The following is a 20,235-nucleotide window of genomic DNA, read 5'->3' as shown; positions in this document are numbered from 1 at the left end:
ATGAACCAAGATATTAACAGTATTGGTCAGTGATATTATGATAATGCAAATGAATGAAAACCAAATCGTCTATGTCTTAACCAATCCAGCGATGCCGAATATGGTCAAGATTGGCAAGACTACGCAAACCGATGTGGAGCAGCGTATGTCGCAATTGTATTCAACTGGCGTGCCTTTGCCGTTTGAGTGTGTGTATGCGGTTGAGGTTGAGGATTGTTCCGTGGTGGAGCAGGCATTACATATAGCTTTTCATCCAAATCGTGTTAACCCTAAACGAGAATTTTTTGACATTGAGCCAGAGCAGGCGATAGCGGTATTAAAACTGTTAAGACTTAAGGAGGTCACGCCACAGGTTAATCAGCAGCTGAATGTGGGAGTAAGTGAGTCTGAAAAGAATTCGGCTAAAAAAGCCAAAAGACGTCCTAATATGAACTATGTCGAAATGGGTATTCCTATTGGTTCAACTTTAGTTTATGTAGAGGATGATTCGATTACCGCTGAGGTCATTTCTGAAAAGAAAGTCTTGTTTAATGGCGAAGAAATGTCGTTAACTCGGGCAACCAGAATCGTTTTGGAGTTGGATTATAGCGTTCAACCTGCGGGGTATTGGTTTTACAATGGAAAAGACCTGTTAAGTATCTATAATGAAACTTACACTTTAGAAGATTTTTAGTGGACATTTTTTTAGACGTTAAGTATAGTTAAATCTATGTAAATGTTTGAATAATAAGTAAAATACTCTTTTTTTTATCTGGACAATTTAATGGACATTTTGTTGGACGAAACCTTAACAAAACGAGTTGAGACGATCCGGTCAGGCATTGTTAAGTTTCAGCTTGGCCTAAATGATGACGATTTGGCTGTGTTGTTGCAGCGGGTTATGGATGCTCAGGAACGTTTTCGTACCTCGCCATTAGCGACGGTGGCGAACGACCTTGAAAAAGAGGTGGTAGTCAGTTCGGTTTTTGGCACCAATACGATTGAAGGCGGCGAGCTTTCTGAGCAGGAGACTCAAGAGGCGTTATCGCTTTCTCCAGAGCAAGTTCAAAACATTCAGCAGAAGCGTGCAGTGAATATTCGAAATGCCTACGATTATATTCGTGAGGTGTCGGTGCAAAAAGGTTGGCAACCCTCACTAGCCGATGTTCTGAAAATTCATCAATTAGTTTATGACGGCTTAGAAGCCGATAATGAAAACAACGAACCAGGATTGTTGCGAGACAATCCAAAAGGAATCGTAACACGGGTGGGTAATGCCGAACATGGGGGCGTTTATAAGCCGCCTCAGCTTGGGAAAGATATTCGACTATTGCTGGAATCTTTATTGGCGTGGCAGGCTGAGCTGGCCGAAAAAGGCGTGCCTGCATTGATACGCGCCCCATTGGTTCATTTGTATTTTGAGTTGATACATCCTTTTTGGGATGGAAATGGCCGGGTCGGGCGCGTATTGGAAGCGGGTATTCTGTATTCTGACGGGTTTCGGTATGCACCTTTTGCCCAAGCGAATTACTATTTAAGAAATATTCATGAGTATTTTGCGCTGTTTAATCGTTGTAGAAAGGCGGCGGACAAGAAGAATGAATTTGCCAATGCAGAATTCGTGGAATTCTTTTTAGAGGGCATGCTGGAAACGATTAATCACTTACATGATCGTGTGAATCGACTGATTCATATTGTGTTATTTGAAGCGAACTTGAAGCGAATACATGATGAAAAGCAGATTAATGACCGACAGTATGCGATTGTGAATGCGGTTTTACATAATGGTGCTGGAATGTCTTTGAGTGAGTTGAAAAAGGCGCCGTGGTATTTAGCGCTGTATAGCAAGCTGACCGATAAAACCAAGTCTAGAGATTTATCTAAGCTGAAAGAATTAAAGCTGATCTTGGTAAATAAAAAGGGTGAGTTGATGCCAGGTTTTATAGAAGACTTTTAAATAGAGACAATATGAAACATAAAGAAATCGTATTTGAAACTGAAATCATCCAGCATCTTACCAATCATGATTGGATTGAAGGACAATCTGATGACTACGACAAGGCGTTGGCTTTGTATCCTGAAGATGTGGTGAGTTTTGTCAAAAACACGCAACCTGAAGCTTATGAGAAATTTGCCAAGCGTTATGCGACGGATACGGATTCGCACTTGGTGAAAGAGGTGGCCAAGAACCTGGATAAGCAGGGCGCGTTGTTTTATTTGCGTAATGAGATGAAGTTTATTGGCGGTAAGTTTCGATTATGTCAGTTTCAGCCCGATTTACCCACACCAGGCCTGGTAAAAAAGTATCAGCAGAATATTTTACGTGTGGTAAGGCAAGTTTATTATTCCGAACATAATCAGAATTCGATTGATTTGGTGCTGTTTGTGAATGGTTTGCCGGTGGCAACTTTAGAGCTGAAAACCGATTTTACCCAGAACGTACAGGATGCCATTAATCAATACAAATACGACCGCCAACCTAAAGACCCCAAAACCAGACAAGAAGAGCCTCTGTTAGCGTTTAAAAAGCGTGCTTTGGTGCACTTTGCGGTGAGTACCGATGAAGTCTATATGACCACTAAATTAAACGGCAAAGATACCTTTTTCTTGCCGTTTAACAAGGGGCGTAACGGCGGGGCGGGCAATCCTCCTAATCCACATGGTTATACGACTGCCTATCTATGGGAAGAGATTTTTGCCAAGGACACTTGGTTACGCATATTAGGGCGTTTTTTGCACCTGCAACAAGAGTACAAAGAAGATCATACCGGCAAGAAGCATTTGAAAGAATCGCTGATCTTTCCGCGTTATCACCAGCTTGATGCAGTTCGAGCACTTATTGCTGATGCCAAAGAACAGGGATCGGGGCATAACTATCTGATTCAACATAGTGCGGGATCGGGAAAATCCAATTCCATCGCCTGGTTGGCACACCAGCTTTCATCTCTTCATGATACAGGGCAACAACAAGTCTTTGATACCGTCATAGTGTTAACAGATCGAACCGTTCTGGATTCTCAGCTGCAAGAGACTATTACTCAGTTTGACCATAAAAGTGGCGTGGTGGTCACTATTAACCGAGAAGAAGGCGAGGGGAGCAAGTCAGCTAAGTTAGCGGATGCATTAGAACATTCCGCGTCGGTTATTGTGGTCACAATTCAAACCTTTCCGTTTGTGTTGGAAGTGATTCAAGAAAGGACCTCGCTAAAAGATAAAACATTCGCCATTATTGCGGATGAAGCGCACTCTTCGCAGTCTGGCAGCACCGCTAAAAAGCTAAAGGAAGTACTGAGTGCTCAACAGATAGAAGAGGACGAAGAGATTTCAGCGGAAGATGTGTTGAATGCCACCTTGGAAGCCAATACCAATCGCAAGAACATCAGTTTCTTTGCCTTTACGGCGACACCAAAACCAAAAACTATGGAGATGTTTGGGCGTCCTAAGCATCCTGAATTACCATTATCCGATGAAAATAAGCCAGAACCTTTTCATATTTACACAATGCAACAGGCCATTGAAGAAGGCTTTATTTTGGATGTTCTGCAAAACTACACCACTTACGATGTGGCTTACAAACTGGCCAGTCACGATGATGATAAAGAAGTGGACAGTAAAAAAGCCAAGGTTCAGCTGGCTAAGTGGGTGAAACTGCACCCATACAACATCGCACAGAAAATCGAGATTATTATCGAGCACTTCAGAACCAATATCGCCCCTTTATTGGGCGGCAAAGCTAAAGCCATGGTGGTGACGTCTTCACGCAAAGAAGCAGTACGTTATAAGATTGCGTTTGATCAATACATTGAAGATCAGGGGTATCCGAATTTACAGGCCATGGTCGCTTATTCTGGGAGTGTGGTGGATGATGTGGAAGGGGAGCCTAAAGAATATACAGAAATTAATCAGAACCCAGGGTTAAAAGGTCGTGATATGCGTAAGGCGTTTGATACCGATGAGTATCAAGTGATGCTGGTGGCGAATAAATTCCAGACTGGTTTTGATCAGCCAAAGCTGTGTGCAATGTATGTGGATAAGAAGTTAAGCGGCGTTGATGCGGTGCAAACATTGTCACGTTTAAATCGTACCTACCCAGGAAAAGATAAGACGTTTATTCTAGATTTTTTTAATAAACCCGAAGAGATTAAAGAGGCATTTGATCCTTACTATACATCAGCTAAGCTTGATGCAGTGACGGATCCAAATCTGATATTTGATTTACAAATTAAACTGGATTCAAGTTCCATTTATACCCAACAAGAAGTCGATCAGTTTGCCAAAGCGTTTTTTGATCCTAAAGGCACACAAGCAGCGATGGCTTCAGCGGTTAAGCCAGCGTCGGATCGATTTAATCACCGATATAAGAGGGTTGTTCAGGCGATTAACTCTGCAAGAGATGCTTTAAATATGGCAAAAGCCAATCAAGATGAGGCTTTAATTCATAACGCGGAAATGGATCTGAAAGGTTCGAAAGAAGATAAAGATGAGCTGGATATTTTCAAAAAAGACTTAGGGACCTTTGCGAGAATGTATGAGTTTTTATCACAAATAGTGGACTATGGTGATGAAGAGTTAGAGAAGTTAAATGCTTTTGCCAAAGGACTGGTTCCGAATCTAGTAACAGGCGAGTATGAGCCTCCTATCGACTTATCTGAAGTGGAGATGACTCATTACAATATTAAAAATCAAAAGACCTATAACATCGATTTAACAGGTTCTGAAATACGTGGAATTAAAGAGCCAGGTTCTGCTTACGGTAAAGACCGCAAAGCAGATACGCTTGCGCATATAGTAGAAGTCATGAATGAGTTGTTTGCGGGGGAATTGACTGAAGATGATAAGCTAAATTATGCTCAGACAATTCGCGATAAAGTGATGGAAAATGAAGGTGTAATGGCCCAGTTTAAAGTAAATACTCCAGAACAAACGATGCTAGGGGATTTTCCGGCTTTGATTACTAATGCTGTTATCGAGAGTATGGATAACCACCAAAATATGGCAACACAGGTGCTTCGTAATGAACAGGTCCAAAATGGGTTTGCACGTTTGATTTTGGGAATGGTTTATGAACATATTAGTTCTGCTTCATCGCGCTGATAATAGAGAGGTAGAGCATAGTCTTGATATGTTCTGACTTAAGCGATAAAGAATGGCAGTAGATTAAAAGAAGGTAATCAGTATTCAAGAATTTTGAGGAGTTTCTAAACAAATAAAAAAGCCCTCATTGTTCAGGGCTTTTATTATCTCTTTGTAGTGGTAAAGTGAAATTGGCCACCTAATTGGAGATGCTAAAATGCATCTAAATCAAAAAGGTGAGTCAAAATGACAAAGACAAGAAGAACATTTTCAGCCGAATTCAAACTTGAATCTGCGCAATTGGTCGTTGACCAGGGCTATACGGCATCAGAAGCCGCTGAAGCCATGGGTGTTGGTTTATCAACGATGAATAAGTGGGTTAAGCAGTTGCGTGAAGAACGCAAAGGTAAAACGCCTAAAGCCAGTGCTTTAACGCCTGAACAGATTGAGATTCAGCAACTCAAAAAGCGGGTTAAGTACCTCGAAGAGGAAAAAGACATATTAAAAAAGGCTACAGCGCTCTTGATGTCGGATTCACTGAACAGCTGAAGGTCATCAAAAAGCTTCAGGAGCGCTATTCAGTCAAGCGTCTTTGCAAGGTCTTCCAGGTTCACCGTAGCACGTTTAAATACTGGAAAAATCGTCGCAGACGACCGAATGCCAAACGAGTTAAAGAACTCGCTATGGTTCGGCGAATTCATGCGGAAAGCAACGGTTCAGCCGGGGCAAGAACGATTGAGCAGATATCCTCTGATAGAGAATTACCAATCAGTCGTTATCGTGCTGGCAAGATGATGAAGCAATTGCGACTACAAAGCTGCCAGTTGCCGAAGCATAACTACAAAAAAGCGTTGCAAGAACACATTGCCATACCTAACTTGCTCGATAGACAGTTTTCACCGAGTAAACCGAACGAAGTGTGGTCGGGTGATGTCACCTATATCTGGACGGGCAATCGCTGGGCTTATCTTGCCGTAGTGCTAGACCTGTTTGCCAGAAAACCTATTGGCTGGGCTATGAGTTACTCTCCTGATTCGGAATTGACAGTCAAAGCCTTAACGATAGCTCATGAGTCTAGGGGGAAACCGGAAGGTGTGATGTTTCACTCCGACCAAGGAACCCATTATACCAGTGTTAAATATCGCCAATCGCTGTGGCGATACAAGATAAAACAGAGCTTGAGTCGCAGAGGAAATTGCTGGGATAACAGCCCAATGGAACGCTTCTTTAGAAGCTTAAAGACTGAATGGATTCCAACAGCGGGTTATCGGAATCTGGCAGAGGCCAAAAAACACATCGGAAATTACATTCTGGGGTATTACTCACAGGTGAGGCCGCATCAATTTAACGGCGGTAAAACGCCAAATAAGGCGGAGCAGATTTACTGGTTAAATTGCTCTAAAGACGTGGCCAAATTTACTTGACCACTACATATTGAGGGAGGTAATGAATTAAGTGCAGATTTGCTAAGTAGGCTTAACTCGCGCTTGAAAAGTATTTTGGTTACTGAGATTGTAAGGTCTTCCTGATCTTTGTTTTAGTAGTGGATTTTTGTATTTCTTCTTTCCCACAACTTAGGCTAACTTAACGTATTTAAATCCTTTTTAAGCATGTTTAAGGCAGGTTTTTGGGAAGGAGTCTGTAGTTTAACTTGTTGATATTTGTATAATAATATGTTAATAGAGTCTTCGTCTCATAACTGGTAGGTTTGTGTTCAAGTCACAGATGAGGCACCATTTTAATTTTTTCTAATAGTTGCTAATAACTTTATTCACTATTCTTAAATTTTTTTAGCACTTTATTGGTGCAATTCTAATTCCTCTAAATAACAAAATATTCATTAATCCATTCAAAATCAATACCTTATGTTTATGGCATGGTCACTGCTAACTTAGTTATTACAAATTTTATATTTCATAATAACTAAGGCGTTTAGGGTCGGGTGGTGAGTGATGGATAACAAGCAGTCTTTATTCAGGCATGAAGATGCAAAGTTACCTAATTTTTTAGCATTTACCTATATTGCGTTAACGTATGTGTTTGGCTTTGTGTTTGTTTTGTCAGAGCCTCTTTGGCTGAATGTAATTGGTGTGGTGATGTTGGCGCACTCGATGGTGATTGCCGCTTATTTGATTCACGAAGCCGCGCACCACAGTTTGTTTAGGAATAAAAAACATAACCAGTGGTTTTCTGAAATCCTGTTATGGGTCACGGGCACCAGTTATTCTCACTTTGAAGATATTCAAAACAAACATAACCGACATCACATTGACCGAGCCGATGTGGTTTCTTTTGATTTCCGTCCTTTATTACAAAAGCATCCTCTGTTTTTAAAAGTCATTAAAGCTTTCGAATGGGCGTATATTCCGGCACTGGAAATTTGGATGCACTTTTTGGTGATTGTCCTTCCGTTTATCAAAGAGAGTCGTCGTGCACGCAGAACCCATGTCGTGACGGTTCTGATTTTAAGAGTGGCTTTTTTCTGGGGCTTGGCGTCCATTTCCATTGATGTGCTTTGGTTGTATCCCATCGCTTATTTAATGTTTTTGACGGTGATGCGTTTTATGGATGTGCATCAACATACTTATGAAGTGTTTGAAACATTGGATCAGAAAAGAGGACCAGAGGCGAAACTCAGAGACGCTGAGTTTGAAGAACATAATACCTATTCTAATTTGTTGTCGCTGCGTTACCCTTGGGTGAATTTGTTGGTGTTGAATTTTTGTTATCACAATGTGCATCACAAAAGCATGCTGCAACCTTGGTATCGATTGCCGAAACTGCATGCCGAGATGTTCGGCAACGACTATCAGCAGATTTTGACCTTTAAGCATTTAATCAAAAGTTTTCATCGTTATCGTGTGCCGAGAATCCTGAATGGCGATCCGGTTAATCTACCGGTGAAGCAAGATGAAGGGGAAAGTTTTATCGGGGTGGATGGGGTTTCCTTTTTAACCGCACATTAATCTTAAAAGAGCAGGCTTATGACACAAGTAACCAAATTTTGGCCGATTTTAACCGGTCGACATACCTACGAAAAAACGCTTTCAACTCGAAATAGAGGGCATGGAGAGTTGATCAAAGCACCGATTTTGGCATATTTGATTGAAACGACAAATGGTCGAATTTTGTTTGATGTGGGGTGTGATTACCAAAAGATTCAACAAGACGACCAAAGAAAGCAATATTACGAAAATGATGCCTTTCCGTTTGGTCCACCAGAAATGTCTGAAGAAGAGCGACTGCCGAATCGTTTGGAAGTGTTAGGTCTTCAGTCGGAAGATATTGATTTGGTTTTTTGTAGTCATTTGCATTTTGATCATGCGGGTGGGTTGTGTGAATTTTGTCATGCGGAAGTGCATGTGCATGCAAAAGAAATGCAGGCGGCTAAAGAGCCGGCGGATGATGCCTATTTTGCTTCGGATTTTGAATTGCCTTTGAACTGGAAGATTCAAACGGGTGAGTATGATTTGGTGCCGGGTGTCAGCGCGATTGAAACACCGGGACATACTGCGGGGCATATGTCGATGTTGATTGAGATGCCAAAAGGCAGCCCGATTTTATTGGCGGGCGACGCGGCCGATCTTTCTGAGAATATCGAAGAAGAAATCGCCCCGGGATTGTGTTGGCAAGACAATGAGCAACTGGCGATTGAAAGTATTCAGAAGTTGAAATATCTAAGCCAAAAAAATGAAGCCAATTTGTGGCCGAATCATGACTGGGAATTTTTTCAGCGCCATAATCGTTTTCCAAAACATTTTGAGTGATGCGAATGGAACTTAAATTGTTTAAAAGCCTTTGGGGCAATACGCTTAAATTTGACCAGGCCTGCCTTCAAGCCAAAGACGCTTTGTTTGATGGAATTGAAGGCCCAGCGCCATTAGTCGTTACCGAACAGAAAGAGTGGCGCGATCAGTTAAATCAAAATGGATTGGATTACATTGCCGAGATTGTCACCGGTGGGGATTATGTGCCTCAGCGAGATTGGACGCCCAAACAACACTTGGATGATTTTAAAAGACGGCTGGAAGCCAGTTTGATATTGTCGCCTGTGGCGGCCACCTGTTTAACCGGTTGTGATGCTTGGGAAGAATCTCAAAGTGTGGACTTTTATGGCGAGGCGTTAGGTATTGCAAAAGAGTATGGGCTGCCGTTGAGTTTTGAAACGCACCGGAGTCGTCCTTTCTTTAATCCGTGGTCGACCTTAAGAATCGTGCAGCAATTGCCGGATTTAAAGTTGACCGCGGACATCAGTCATTGGTGTGTGGTGTGTGAGCGTCTGATGGATTCGGAAATGGAGACATTGATGCAGTTGGTGCCACGGGTGGCGCATGTCCATGCTCGCGTTGGATACGATCAAGGACCTCAAGTACCTCATCCGGCTGCACCGGAGTATGAAGCGGCACTGCGTTCGCATCAGACTTTTTGGCAAGCTATTTGGCATGATCATTTGGATCAGGGCAAAGCCTTTACAACCATGACCCCGGAATTTGGGCCGGATGGTTATTGTCATTTATTGCCTTTCACGCAAGCACCTGTCGCGGATATCTGGCAAATCAATCAATGGATGGCGCAAACCGAGCGTCAGCATTTCAATCAGTTTTTAAAGTCTCAAGTTTAATCAATACGAAAATTAATAAGGATCTTTTATATGGAAGCAGTCGCGATCTTCGTGCTTTTTAGTGCCTCAGTTTTATGGGGGTTAACCTGGCTTCCTTTGAAGTATCTGAATCAGATGGGGTTTGATGGGGTTCCGTTGACCCTTTTTTTGTATCTGATTATGTTTATTTTGATTCTGCCTTGGGCTTGGCGGGAACGGCATCATATTTTAACGTCATGGAAAGTGTTGTTAGGGGTGGCTTTGTTGGGCGGTGGTGCCCAGCTCGCTTTTAATACTGCGCTGGTTTATGGCGAAGTGATTCGGGTCATGGTGTTGTTTTACCTGGTACCGCTTTGGGGCGTACTGGGAGGGCGCATCTTTCTCCAAGAGAAGATTGATCAGATCCGATGGCTGGGGGTGGGATTTTCAATTTTCGGCGCCTTTTTAGTGGTGGGTGGGTTGCACGCTTTTGTGGCGCCTCCCTCATGGATTGACGGGGTTGCCTTGTTGTCTGGATTTTTATTTGCGATGAATAATATTGTGTTTCGTGTTTCACAGGCAGTTCCGGTCAAAATTAAGTTAGCGTTCATGTTTTTCGGTGCTTTTTTATTGGCAGGCGCGGTTATTACTCAGATGGAGATTCCAGTGTCATTCGATGTTTCTGGCCAGGCCTGGGGGATTTTATTCCTATATGCTGCTGTTTGGATGATGGCCGCTAATTTTGGAACGCAGTGGGCGGTCACACATATTGAGGCAGGGCGTTCTTCCATCATCATTATCATGGAATTGGTGACTGCGGTGGTGTCGGCGAGTTTGATTTTAGGTGAGACCATGACACCGCTGGAAATGGTTGGCGGCAGTTTGATTATGTTGGCTGCTTTTTTAGAAGCTCGACGCGCACAATAATGAAACATTATGTGATTTTATGTTCTATATTGATGCAAAAAATATTTTTATATACGTCTTTTAAAAGATTGTTATTTTGTTAACTTTTTGATAAATAATGATTTATAGAAAACTGGTTCATAGTGTGTTTATAAGTTATTACCTTTCTTTTAATTTGTAATAACTTAGGGTGGTGTCAAGATGTTCTCTCGTAAAAAACTATTAGGATTGTTCTCAGGATTATTCCTTTCCGCTCAAGCGCTTTCAGTGAGTGCGGAACCGTTGAAAATTGGTTACAGTGATTGGCCAGGATGGGTTGCTTGGGAAGTAGCCATTGAAAAAGACTGGTTCGCCAAAGAAGGTGTGGATGTTAAGTTTGAATGGTTTGATTATGTTGCTTCTATGGATGCATTCGCAGCGGGGCAAATCGATGCTGTGGGTATGACCAATGGTGATGCTTTGGTGACCGGTGCGACAGGCGCGCAAAGTGTCATGTTCTTAATGAACGATTACAGTAATGGCAATGACATGGTGATTGGTGCCCCAGGCATTGATTCGATTAAAGATTTAAAAGGTAAGAAAGTAGGCGTTGAAGTTGGTTTCGTGAGTCATTTATTACTGTTAAATGCTTTAAAAGACAATGGGATGTCAGAATCTGATGTAACGTTGGTGAACGTTCCAACTAACGAAACGCCACAAGTATTGGCTTCTGGTCAAGTGGATGCGATTGTGGCATGGCAGCCAAGTTCAGGTTCAGCTCTGGATCTTGTTCCTGGATCAAAACCGATTTATACCAGTGCGGATGAGCCGGGTCTAATCTATGACATGCTATGCGTCTCTCCAAGCAGTTATTCTGCGAAGCGTGACGAGTGGGAAAAAGTGGCTAAGGTTTGGTATAAGGTTGTTGATTACGTGAATGATCCTAAAACCAAAGCGGATGCGATTGCAATTATGGCATCACGTGTCGGGTTAACGCCTGAGAAGTATAGTCAGTTTGTAAAAGGGACTAAGATCTTATCTTTAGAAGAAGCTAAGAAACACTTCAAGAAAGGTGACGGATTTAGCTCAATCTATGGTTCAACCAAGCTATCTGATGACTTTAACGTTGCCAATAAAGTTTACGCTGATCCACAAGATATCAAATCATATATTGACCCTTCTATAACGCTGGGAATGTAATCCAACCCAGTCGTTTTAAATAATCATAGCCGCAGCTCTGCGGCTATTTTCTTAATTAAATTCTTTTTCATTTTCAATATATTGTTAGAAGGTCTCTTTCTGGCAAGGGGTTGGTTTGTGTATGAAAAAGAGGGATTTTAGGTAGAAAAAAATGAACCAATGGCATCAGATGACATGGGAAGAAGTGTCCCGATTGGTGAATTCCGGTATCGATTCGGCGTTGTTACCGGTAGGGGCGACGGAACAACATGGTCCGCATTTGGGTTGTGGGATGGATTCGGAGATTGCCAGTCAACTGGCAGAAAAAGTCTCTGAACAAACGGAGGTGGCTTTATTGCCGACATTGCCTTATGGCTGTTCCATCGGGCATTCAGAACGCTGGCCGGGCACGATTGCACTGCAACCGAAGACCTTAATCGATGTGGTTAAGGAAGTTGGCGATTGGGTGCATGCTTCCGGGTTTAAGCGATTGTTTATTTTAAACAGTCATGTTTCCAACTTCGCCCCTTTACGCTGTGCGTTGGAAATGCTGCGTGCGGAGCATGATGGTTTTATGGTGGCGCTGGTCAATTCGGCAACGGTGAGTGAGCGAGTGAAAGACCGCCACTTTGAAGATGCCGAAGACTGGCATGCCAATGAAGCAGAAACCTCGTTGATGATGGCGCTGGCGCCAGAGTTGGTACGAGAAGATAAATTGCAAGACAGTGATGACCCTGATCGAACGGAGAGCTGTGTGTTTTCGCACCCCGTAAACCGCACCAGCTTAAACGGTGTGACCGGATGTCCGAGTTTGGCAACGTTCGAAAAAGGCCAAGAGTTATTTAGCTGGATGGTTGAAGATTTAAGTTGTGTGGTCAAAAAAGGAATGACGGAAACGTCCCCTCTGCCGTATGGCTATTTTGATAAAACAAACCTTTAAAAGAGATAAGAAGTTATGAGTCATGATATTGAGAATAAGAAACAGGCATTAAAAGACATGGGCGTCAAATATTGTTTAGGCGCTTATGTCGATATTCATGGAATACCAAAGGGAAAATTTGTCCCGATTGATCATTTGGGGCATATGCTTGAAGGATCTGAACTGTACACCGGGTATGCACTGGATGGGTTAGGACAAATGCCGAATGAGGATGAAATCGCATCCGTGCCGGATTTAAACAGTTTAATTCAGTTGCCTTGGCAGCCGGAAGTTGCCTGGATGGCGGCAGATAACACTTTGCACGGCGAGCCTTATGAAATCAGCACACGGGTGGCTTTAAAGAAAGTACTGGCAGAAGCCGAAGAAATGGGGTTTGGATTTAATCTCGGTATCGAATGTGAGTTGTTTGTGCTGAAAGAAGAAGAGGATGGTTCCTTGTCGGTTCCCGATCGGGACGATAAGTTGATTAAACCTTGTTACGATGTTCGCAGCTTTATGAATCGTTTTACCTGGCTGGATAAGATGGCCACGACCATCAATGACCTAGGGTGGGATTTGTATTCGTTGGATCATGAGGATGCAAACGGTCAATATGAATTCGATTTCCAGTACAGCGATGCATTGACCATGTGTGACCGTTTTATTTTCTTCCGTTATATGGCAAAGCATTATGCACAGGAAGAAGGCTTGTTGGCGACATTGATGCCCAAACCGTTTGCGGATAAAACCGGGAATGGGGCGCACTTCAATATGTCGTTGTTCGATAAAGAAACCGGCAAGAATGTGTTTGCCTGCGACCCGAAAGATGATCCAAGAGGGTTAGGGTTAACGGAACTGGGTTATCAGTTTATCGCTGGCGTTTTAAAGCATGGCCCGGCTTTATGTGCGGTGTTTTCACCGACGGTAAACAGTTATAAGCGACTGATTCGACAAGGGGCGATGGCGACTTTTTCTTGGGCGCCGGTGTTTAATTCGTTTGGTTCCAACAACCGAACCAATTCCGTGCGTGTGCCTTTAGGCGGCGGACGTTTTGAATCGCGTAACGCGGATGGTTCGGTCAATCCATATTTGGCTTCGGCACTTGTTTTGGCCGCTGGGTTGGAAGGCATTAAAGAGAAACTCGACCCAGGTTTGCCACAAGAAGAAAACCTGTATGAGTTGTCTGAAGCAGAAAGAGCTGAAAAAGGGATTGAATTCTTACCGCAAAACTTAGGTGAAGCGGTGCGTGCGTTTGCCGAAGATCCGTTTGTTGAAAAGGTGTTGGGGAAAGGCTTGAGTGATGAGTTTATTAAATATAAATCACAAGAGTGGGAAGAATATCATCGTACGGTATCCGCTTGGGAAATTGAGCGATACAGCCACTTGTTTTAACCGTTATTTTTCACTGTATTTGGAATGAAAAAACGACCAGGCCTGGTCGTTTTTTCGTTTGGACGGAGCGATATTACATTTCATATAGCCAATAAAAGCTGAAGCCTGGCACAATCAACGCATTGTTGAAAATTTCCGGACTCTGTCGGGTATATAAATCCATTAATTCACCATTTTGGTAACTTCCCCAGCTACTCACTTCTTCCAGATTCAAAGATTGCGGTTTGCTGTTGAAGTTAGCCACCACCAGTACGCGGTCGCTGAATTTGTGCGGGTCAAACCGGCTGATAACAAACAGGTTCTCATTGTCGACCTCAATCAGTTCTCGGTTGTTGAAGTCAGAAAACACGCTGATTTCCTTACGTACCGCAATCATTTTTTTCAAAGCACTGAAGATTTGATATTCGACTGTGCCTGTCGTGTTACGGCGTTCAGTTTTTTCCCAATCAATATGAGGACGATGCACCCAGCGATTATCATCCATTTTATTTGGATCAGATAAGTAGGCATCATCGTTCAAGGTTCCGATCTCATCACCGTAATAAAGCAAAGGGATACCACCAAATGCCAGAATCATGCTGTGCAGTAATAAAATGATTTTCACCGCATCTTCAGTGGCTTCAATGTCGCCGGTTTCCATGGCATATTGCAATCCAACCAACGAGGCAAGGGAGCCAGAGATACGAGCGTCACCGGTTTTGGCATTTTCACCAAACGGTAGACCTCGCGCATGCGAATCATCAAATTGTCCTGTTAAATAATCAATCAAAAATCGACGGTGAGAATTAGGGTCGTAGCCTGCTTTGATAATATCTTTGTCATCAAATCCAAGCCCGATGTCATCATGGCAGCGCACATAGTTCAACCAGGTTGCGCGCTCCAACTTGACTGGAAGGCTTTTGATGCCCTGATTCAACAATTTGGCATTTTTGGTCGCGACCGCATCCCACATCAAAGCCATAAACGTAGCGTTATAAGCGATTTCACACTCTTTGGCGATGACGGCATCTTCACCGAAGTATTTTGTGACTTCAACGGGGGCCACAATTGCTTCCGCAATAAAAAGTACGCCGGGTGCGGTGACCTGACAACAGTCTTTTAAAAGCTGTAAGATCAGGTGCGCTTCGTGTTCGTTTTGGCAGGTGCTGCCGATTTTTTTCCATAGAAAGGCCACGGCATCCAATCGAAGAATGTCTGCCCCTTGATTGGCCCAAAACAGAATCACATCGAGCATCTCGATAAAGACGGCAGGGTTGCTGTAGTTCAAATCCCATTGGTAATTGTTGAAGACCGTCATGACCCAGCGCTGCATTTCCTCATCCCAAGTGAAGTTACCGGGAGCGGTTTCAGGAAAGACCTCCAGCATGCTTTGTTCAAACATGTCCGGAATATTGCGAGATTCAAATGTGTAAAAGTAGTCTTGATATACGGGGTCACCAGAACGTGCTTTTTGCGCCCATTCATGTTCATCCGAGGTATGGTTCAACACCACATCGAGCACCAGAAGCAGGTCTCTTTGCTGCATTTCAGAAGACAATTCGTTCAAATCTTCTAACGTTCCGATACGGTCGTCGATTTCACGAAAGTCGCTGATGGCGTAGCCACCGTCACTTCGCCCTTCCGGACATTTCATGATTGGCATAATGTGCACGAGGTTGACGCCCAGTTCCTGAAAATAACTCAAGTGTTCTTTCATGCCTTTCAGGTCATTGGCAAACCCATTGGAGTAGAGCGCCATGCCCACCCATTCTTGACTCAGAAACCAGTTGTAATCATCTTCCCTTTCAATGTCCAAATCCTTCAACTTGTCCGGGCGCTTGATGTATTGGCGTGCCATGGTCTCGACTAATCGTAGAGATTGTTCTTTAAAATCTGGTCGATTACCGTAAAGTCGGTCAAACAAGGAATGAATGGCGTAGAAGTTTGCACCCAGGCGAGTGTAGAAATGCCGTAAGTCCTGTTCATAAATATCTGGCTTAATCTGATTTAGGATATCGTTGAGTAAAGAATGAGATATTTGTTCGTACATACGCTACCTAATAGTTTGAATTAAACGATCTTGGGTGCTACTTAACGTGTCTGGTTACTAAAGTGTATCAATAAATTGTTGATAAAATGCGGGGTCGGTAGATGTGGCACCCCGGATACCGATGACTTGACTGGCAAATCCTTGTGCTGCAGCCAATGTTTTTTCAATTGACCACTTAGACATTAGACCATGAATGTAAACCGCAGTAAAGGCATCGCCAGCGCCAACGGTGTCAACAAATTTGGCTAAATCATCCGGTTTTTTTTCATGAAATTGGTTGTCTTGGGTGAGCACAATGGGGCCTTCACTCCCTCGTGTGACAATCACTTGCTCCAAGTCAAACTGGTTCTGAAATTGACGCATTTCAGATTCAGTATGGTTTGTGGCAAACCCGAGTGTTTTGAGTTCATCAATGTTTAGTTTGACCCAAGTCGCTCGAGATAACCACTGTTCGACATCGTCTTTCTGCCACCACGGGTCACGAAGGTTTACATCTAAAAATAAAGGCGCACCAGTGGTTTGGATGAGTGCTTCCAAAGCTTGGCGAGAGGGCTTGTTTCTCAAAGCTAAAGTTCCATGATACAGAATATCGGGCGGAGAGGGCAGCTTAATAAGGTGTTGATCAATAAAGTCATAAGCACTGTCAGGCGTAATCAGGTAATGGGGTTCACCCTCTTCAACGGTGATGGCGACTTGCCCGGTTGGATGGGTCGGATCCAGCTGAATATGGTCTGGCTTCAATCCCCATTCTTGAGCGCTCAAGATAATTTGTTTGCCTAGGTCATCCGTACCGACTCTTGAGATAAAGGTGGGCGAATCCCCCATTGCTTGAAGATGCCAGGCGATATTAAAGGGCGCGCCGCCCAATACTTTTTCGCCTGTTGGGAAACAATCAAACAGTACTTCGCCAAAAATGGCAATGTTAGAAGGGGTCATCATAATAGTGTGCATCACCTTTATTATGTTTTATATGTTTTGAAGTGTTGGAATGTAATGCCTAACGCCTTGTAAAACACCGGCAGCATAGTTGCCGTTTTCACCTGATTGGTTTTGTGCAAGGTATAAGGCTTCAGTCGTTTGATTGGCGTGTGCCAAATGTAACGCCTGCTTTTTAATGTCATCACTGGCGTTGGCAACCAATACCGAATGAATTTCACTGGTGAGTACCGGAAGATCATTGCCGCTGTCTCCTGCAAAAACAACTTCCTCCAAAGAGTAGTTTAGAAAACGTTGTAAAAACTGTATCGCATGCAGTTTGGTGGCATTTTTCGGTAAAATATCCAGCAAGCCAATATTTTCAGCTTCATCAATACTCCAAATCAAGCTGGCATCGACTTTCTGTGCTTGTAGCAGGGAATCGGCTTCTTTAAGTAATCGGTCAATATTGGTTGATAAGGAGACATAGTAACTGAGTTTATGGGTATTCTGTTTGCTCGGTTCTTGCAGCTCCATCCCTTCCAGAAGCGTTAATGTTTCGAGTAAGTCCTGGTGGGTTTTGCCATGCCAGTCTTGGTCGATGACGGATTCCCACTGGTCAAGTACTTGCCATTCATCTTGTTGTGTCTGGTAAATTTTCGTGCCGACATCGCTGATGACATAATCAGGATAAGGGAGTTGATATTCCTCGATGGCTTCTTGAACCAGTGCTCGATGGCGCCCGGTAACATAAACCAGTGTCACTTCCGGTCGGTCGCAAAAGGTTTTTAAGTCCTGTCTAGCGGTGGAGAGTTCTTTTTGAACACCATTTGGAATAATGGTTCGATCCATATCCGTGCAAAGTAATAATCGAGACGACATTAATTGGCTTCCCTTGAAAGTTCTTCCGGCGCGGTACAGCTGTCAAAGAAATCATAGTATTCCAAGGCTTCTAAGATGCCTTCTTCAAAGGGCTTTTTAGCAAAATAAATACGGTCGACATCAACCAATTGTGATAGCTCTTCTTTGTTTCGGTTAGCGACAACTGCGGCTAAAGCATTCCCTCGCATCATATCTTCATCGGAACCGGAACCGCCGGCGACAAAAATACGGTCCAAAGGAATTTCCCAGCGGTTAGCGACATAGCGCAAAGCCATTCCTTTGGATGCACGGATGGGAAGAATATCCAGATACTTTCCAAAAGACAGTTGTACATTGACGGATTGTTCTTCCCAATGCAATAGTTGTTTGATTTCTTCTACGTCTGCCATGCTGGTATCAATGATATAGCTCACTTTGAAGTGATTTTGCTCACTTTTAGGTTGTTTTTTCAAGCCGGGATATTTGTCCAGCATGCTTCGAATCTTATGCGGCATCCAGTGATAATCAATGTGTTTTTCCCATGATGTGTCCGTTGTCAATTTAGGCGCATAACTGATTTCAGTGCCGCTACTACTGATTAAAATATCCGGTTCAGGGATATGGTAATGCTTTAGAAGCCTTAAAGCCGAGTCTAAGCGCCGTCCGGTTGCAACGATAAACAGAGTGGTTTTTCGATGAGACCGTAAAAGCTGAATGAGGCTTTGCAAAGAGGCGGTGTCGCCTATTAAGTTTTGATCTAAGCTAGTGACGAATGCACGATCTCGGTACAGCTCGGTTCGTCGTTTGGTTATTTTGCGCTCTAGACGTTCATTTTCTTTCACGATTGGGCAAATCAAGTCGAGGTAGCTATTTGCATGTGCTTCCCAGGCATAATGGGTAAAAACACCTTTTAGACCCTTCTCGATATAGGTTTGTTTTAAGTTTTGATTGCCAAGTAATTTTAACAAGGCATCCGTAATCGTTTCAGGCTCTAGCGGGTCAATTAAGATACCATTTTCACAGTTACCGATAATGTCTCTTGGGCCACCATCTTCTGTGGCGACAATCGGGAGGCCAGATGCAGCAGCTTCAATTAAAGTCAAACCGAACGGCTCGGTTAATGCCGGGTTGACGAACACACCGCCCGATGCGGCAGCAATCCGATAGATAAACGGGACTTGGTCTCGTTGATGGTGCTTAGGCAAGGTGACTTTGCCATATAAATCGTAGCGGTCAATGGCCACCAACAAATCATGAAAAACATGGCGTGCGCCATCTTCTAAATCGTCAATATCGTCACGATTACCAGCGATAATAATTAAATTGGCCAGTGCTTGCAAGGGTTTAGACTGGCCATAAGCTTCAATCAGGGCTGTGATGTTTTTGCGTGCGTCCGGGCGCGACAACGCCAATATAATGGGTTTGTCAGGCGTCTTTAAGTGTTGGGTCAATTCAAAATAGAGATCAGACGTGAGTTCGTCACCTTTGGGTGGCATAAAATGATTTAAGTTTGTTCCCGGAGGGACGACCCTCATTTGTTCCGGTTGGTAGAAATCATACAACTCATACTGTTCTTCAATTTCCTGATGCGTACTGGTAATGACTCTTTCTGCCGAGGCCAAGGTTTCTTCTTCCGCATCAATCCGGCGTGTCATGTTATAGACAGATTCGATTTCATCTGCGCTTAGGCCGCTGGCTAGTAATCGTGCTCGTTTCACACGACCTAAGGAGTGCCCGGTATGAATCAATGGAATCGCCAGCTGGTTGGCTAAGTGGTAGCCTACATATCCTGCGTCAGCATAATGGCTGTGGATAATGTCCGGCATTTTTTTCTGCAATCGCAGGTAATCCATCATATTGTCGGTATAGGCATCAAGGTAATCCCATAGGCGCTCTTTGGCAATGTATTGATCGGGGCCGGCAGGAATTCGAACAATATTAAATTGGTCACTGACGGACTCGATGGGTAGGGCGTACTCTTCTGAAACAGCTGAGTCGATGACTTGACGGGTAAATAAATCCACCTTGCTGACGGCAGGATGATTGGCTAATGCTTGTGCCAGCTCAAGGACATAAAGGGTTTGTCCGCCGGTGTCGGCATCTCGTCCGAGTTCTAGATTTTGTCCACGAATCAAACCGTGCACACTGATTAATGCAATGTATAACTGACCCGCCTGTTCGTTCTGTTCGCTCATAGTTAGTGTTTCACTTATCTTGGTCGTTGAACGCGTATGTGTCGTGGTTATCACTCTTAAAGAGTGATGCAAAAGAAATGTGTTGCTTACGGAAGACTAAGTGTTTCCGATTTTATACGTATGAATTTTTTAAAAGAAGTTAGTTTGATTGTACAAAAAGTGACAAAGAAAACAAGGATAATTCAAAAAAATGACCAGGCCTGGCCATTTTTTGAATCGATTCAGGACG

At 43.4% G+C, this 20,235-nt stretch carries 15 protein-coding genes; 11 read left to right on the top strand and 4 right to left on the bottom strand.

Annotated elements, in window-relative coordinates:
- The first annotated feature begins 49 nt into the window (after nucleotides 1-49).
- The 11 genes from GHNINEIG_RS09495 to glnT all read left to right on the top strand — a co-directional run bounded on the left by GHNINEIG_RS09495 (nucleotide 50) and on the right by glnT (nucleotide 14,006).
- Nucleotides 50-673, top strand: a complete 624-nt coding sequence (locus GHNINEIG_RS09495; protein ID WP_135796430.1) for a GIY-YIG nuclease family protein — start codon at nucleotides 50-52, stop codon at nucleotides 671-673.
- A 90-nt stretch (nucleotides 674-763) separates the two neighbouring features.
- Nucleotides 764-1,936 carry a Fic family protein gene (locus GHNINEIG_RS09490; RefSeq protein ID WP_135796429.1) on the top strand — a complete coding sequence of 391 codons (1,173 nt, stop codon included), beginning with the start codon at nucleotides 764-766 and terminating at the stop codon, nucleotides 1,934-1,936.
- A gap of 11 nt (nucleotides 1,937-1,947) precedes the next feature.
- Nucleotides 1,948-5,073, top strand: coding sequence for a type I restriction endonuclease subunit R (locus GHNINEIG_RS09485; RefSeq protein ID WP_135796428.1), 3,126 nt, complete (start codon nucleotides 1,948-1,950; stop codon nucleotides 5,071-5,073).
- Between the two features lie 225 nt (nucleotides 5,074-5,298).
- A protein-coding gene (locus tag GHNINEIG_RS09480) for an IS3 family transposase (RefSeq protein WP_135795037.1) occupies nucleotides 5,299-6,476 on the top strand; the annotation gives its coding sequence in 2 pieces (ribosomal slippage) (nucleotides 5,299-5,563 and nucleotides 5,563-6,476; 1,179 coding nt in all).
- 528 nt (nucleotides 6,477-7,004) lie between these two features.
- Nucleotides 7,005-8,018 (top strand): fatty acid desaturase, encoded by a 1,014-nt coding sequence (locus GHNINEIG_RS09475; protein WP_135796427.1) that lies wholly within the window; start codon nucleotides 7,005-7,007, stop codon nucleotides 8,016-8,018.
- Nucleotides 8,019-8,036: 18 nt separating this feature from the next.
- Nucleotides 8,037-8,819, top strand: a complete 783-nt coding sequence (locus GHNINEIG_RS09470; RefSeq protein ID WP_135796426.1) for an N-acyl homoserine lactonase family protein — start codon at nucleotides 8,037-8,039, stop codon at nucleotides 8,817-8,819.
- A gap of 5 nt (nucleotides 8,820-8,824) precedes the next feature.
- Nucleotides 8,825-9,673 carry a sugar phosphate isomerase/epimerase family protein gene (locus tag GHNINEIG_RS09465; protein ID WP_135796425.1) on the top strand — a complete coding sequence of 283 codons (849 nt, stop codon included), beginning with the start codon at nucleotides 8,825-8,827 and terminating at the stop codon, nucleotides 9,671-9,673.
- A 30-nt stretch (nucleotides 9,674-9,703) separates the two neighbouring features.
- Nucleotides 9,704-10,558 (top strand): DMT family transporter, encoded by an 855-nt coding sequence (locus tag GHNINEIG_RS09460; protein WP_135796424.1) that lies wholly within the window; start codon nucleotides 9,704-9,706, stop codon nucleotides 10,556-10,558.
- Nucleotides 10,559-10,738: 180 nt separating this feature from the next.
- A complete protein-coding gene (locus tag GHNINEIG_RS09455) occupies nucleotides 10,739-11,716 on the top strand; it encodes an ABC transporter substrate-binding protein (RefSeq protein ID WP_135796423.1) in 978 nt (325 codons plus the stop codon).
- A gap of 151 nt (nucleotides 11,717-11,867) precedes the next feature.
- The gene (locus GHNINEIG_RS09450; protein ID WP_135796422.1) at nucleotides 11,868-12,635 is read left to right on the top strand and encodes a creatininase family protein; all 768 of its coding nucleotides are present in this window, start codon (nucleotides 11,868-11,870) and stop codon (nucleotides 12,633-12,635) included.
- A gap of 15 nt (nucleotides 12,636-12,650) precedes the next feature.
- Nucleotides 12,651-14,006, top strand: a complete 1,356-nt coding sequence (gene glnT / locus GHNINEIG_RS09445) for a type III glutamate--ammonia ligase (RefSeq protein WP_135796421.1) — start codon at nucleotides 12,651-12,653, stop codon at nucleotides 14,004-14,006.
- 73 nt (nucleotides 14,007-14,079) lie between these two features.
- Here the strand turns inward: glnT and GHNINEIG_RS09440 are convergent, their stop codons facing one another.
- The 4 genes from GHNINEIG_RS09440 to GHNINEIG_RS09425 are packed head-to-tail and all read right to left on the bottom strand — an operon-like array spanning nucleotide 14,080 to nucleotide 20,006.
- Complete coding sequence (locus GHNINEIG_RS09440) at nucleotides 14,080-16,035, bottom strand: amylosucrase (RefSeq protein WP_135796420.1); 1,956 nt, start codon at nucleotides 16,033-16,035, stop codon at nucleotides 14,080-14,082.
- A 57-nt stretch (nucleotides 16,036-16,092) separates the two neighbouring features.
- Nucleotides 16,093-16,974: a carbohydrate kinase family protein gene (locus tag GHNINEIG_RS09435; RefSeq protein ID WP_135796419.1), complete on the bottom strand. Its 882-nt coding sequence runs from the start codon at nucleotides 16,972-16,974 to the stop codon at nucleotides 16,093-16,095.
- A gap of 27 nt (nucleotides 16,975-17,001) precedes the next feature.
- On the bottom strand, nucleotides 17,002-17,832 hold the full coding sequence (locus GHNINEIG_RS09430) for an HAD-IIB family hydrolase (protein WP_135796418.1): 831 nt from the start codon (nucleotides 17,830-17,832) through the stop codon (nucleotides 17,002-17,004).
- Nucleotides 17,832-20,006, bottom strand: a complete 2,175-nt coding sequence (locus tag GHNINEIG_RS09425) for an HAD family hydrolase (protein WP_135796417.1) — start codon at nucleotides 20,004-20,006, stop codon at nucleotides 17,832-17,834. The genes GHNINEIG_RS09430 and GHNINEIG_RS09425 overlap by 1 nt, the downstream gene beginning before the upstream one ends.
- Nucleotides 20,007-20,235 lie beyond the last annotated feature (229 nt).

Source organism: Hydrogenovibrio crunogenus (assembly GCF_004786015.1).
In the GTDB taxonomy this organism is placed as follows: Bacteria; Pseudomonadota; Gammaproteobacteria; order Thiomicrospirales; family Thiomicrospiraceae; genus Hydrogenovibrio; species Hydrogenovibrio crunogenus.
The sequence above is the reverse complement of the archived record's forward strand: the minus strand, read 5'-3'. Positions and strand labels throughout refer to the sequence as shown.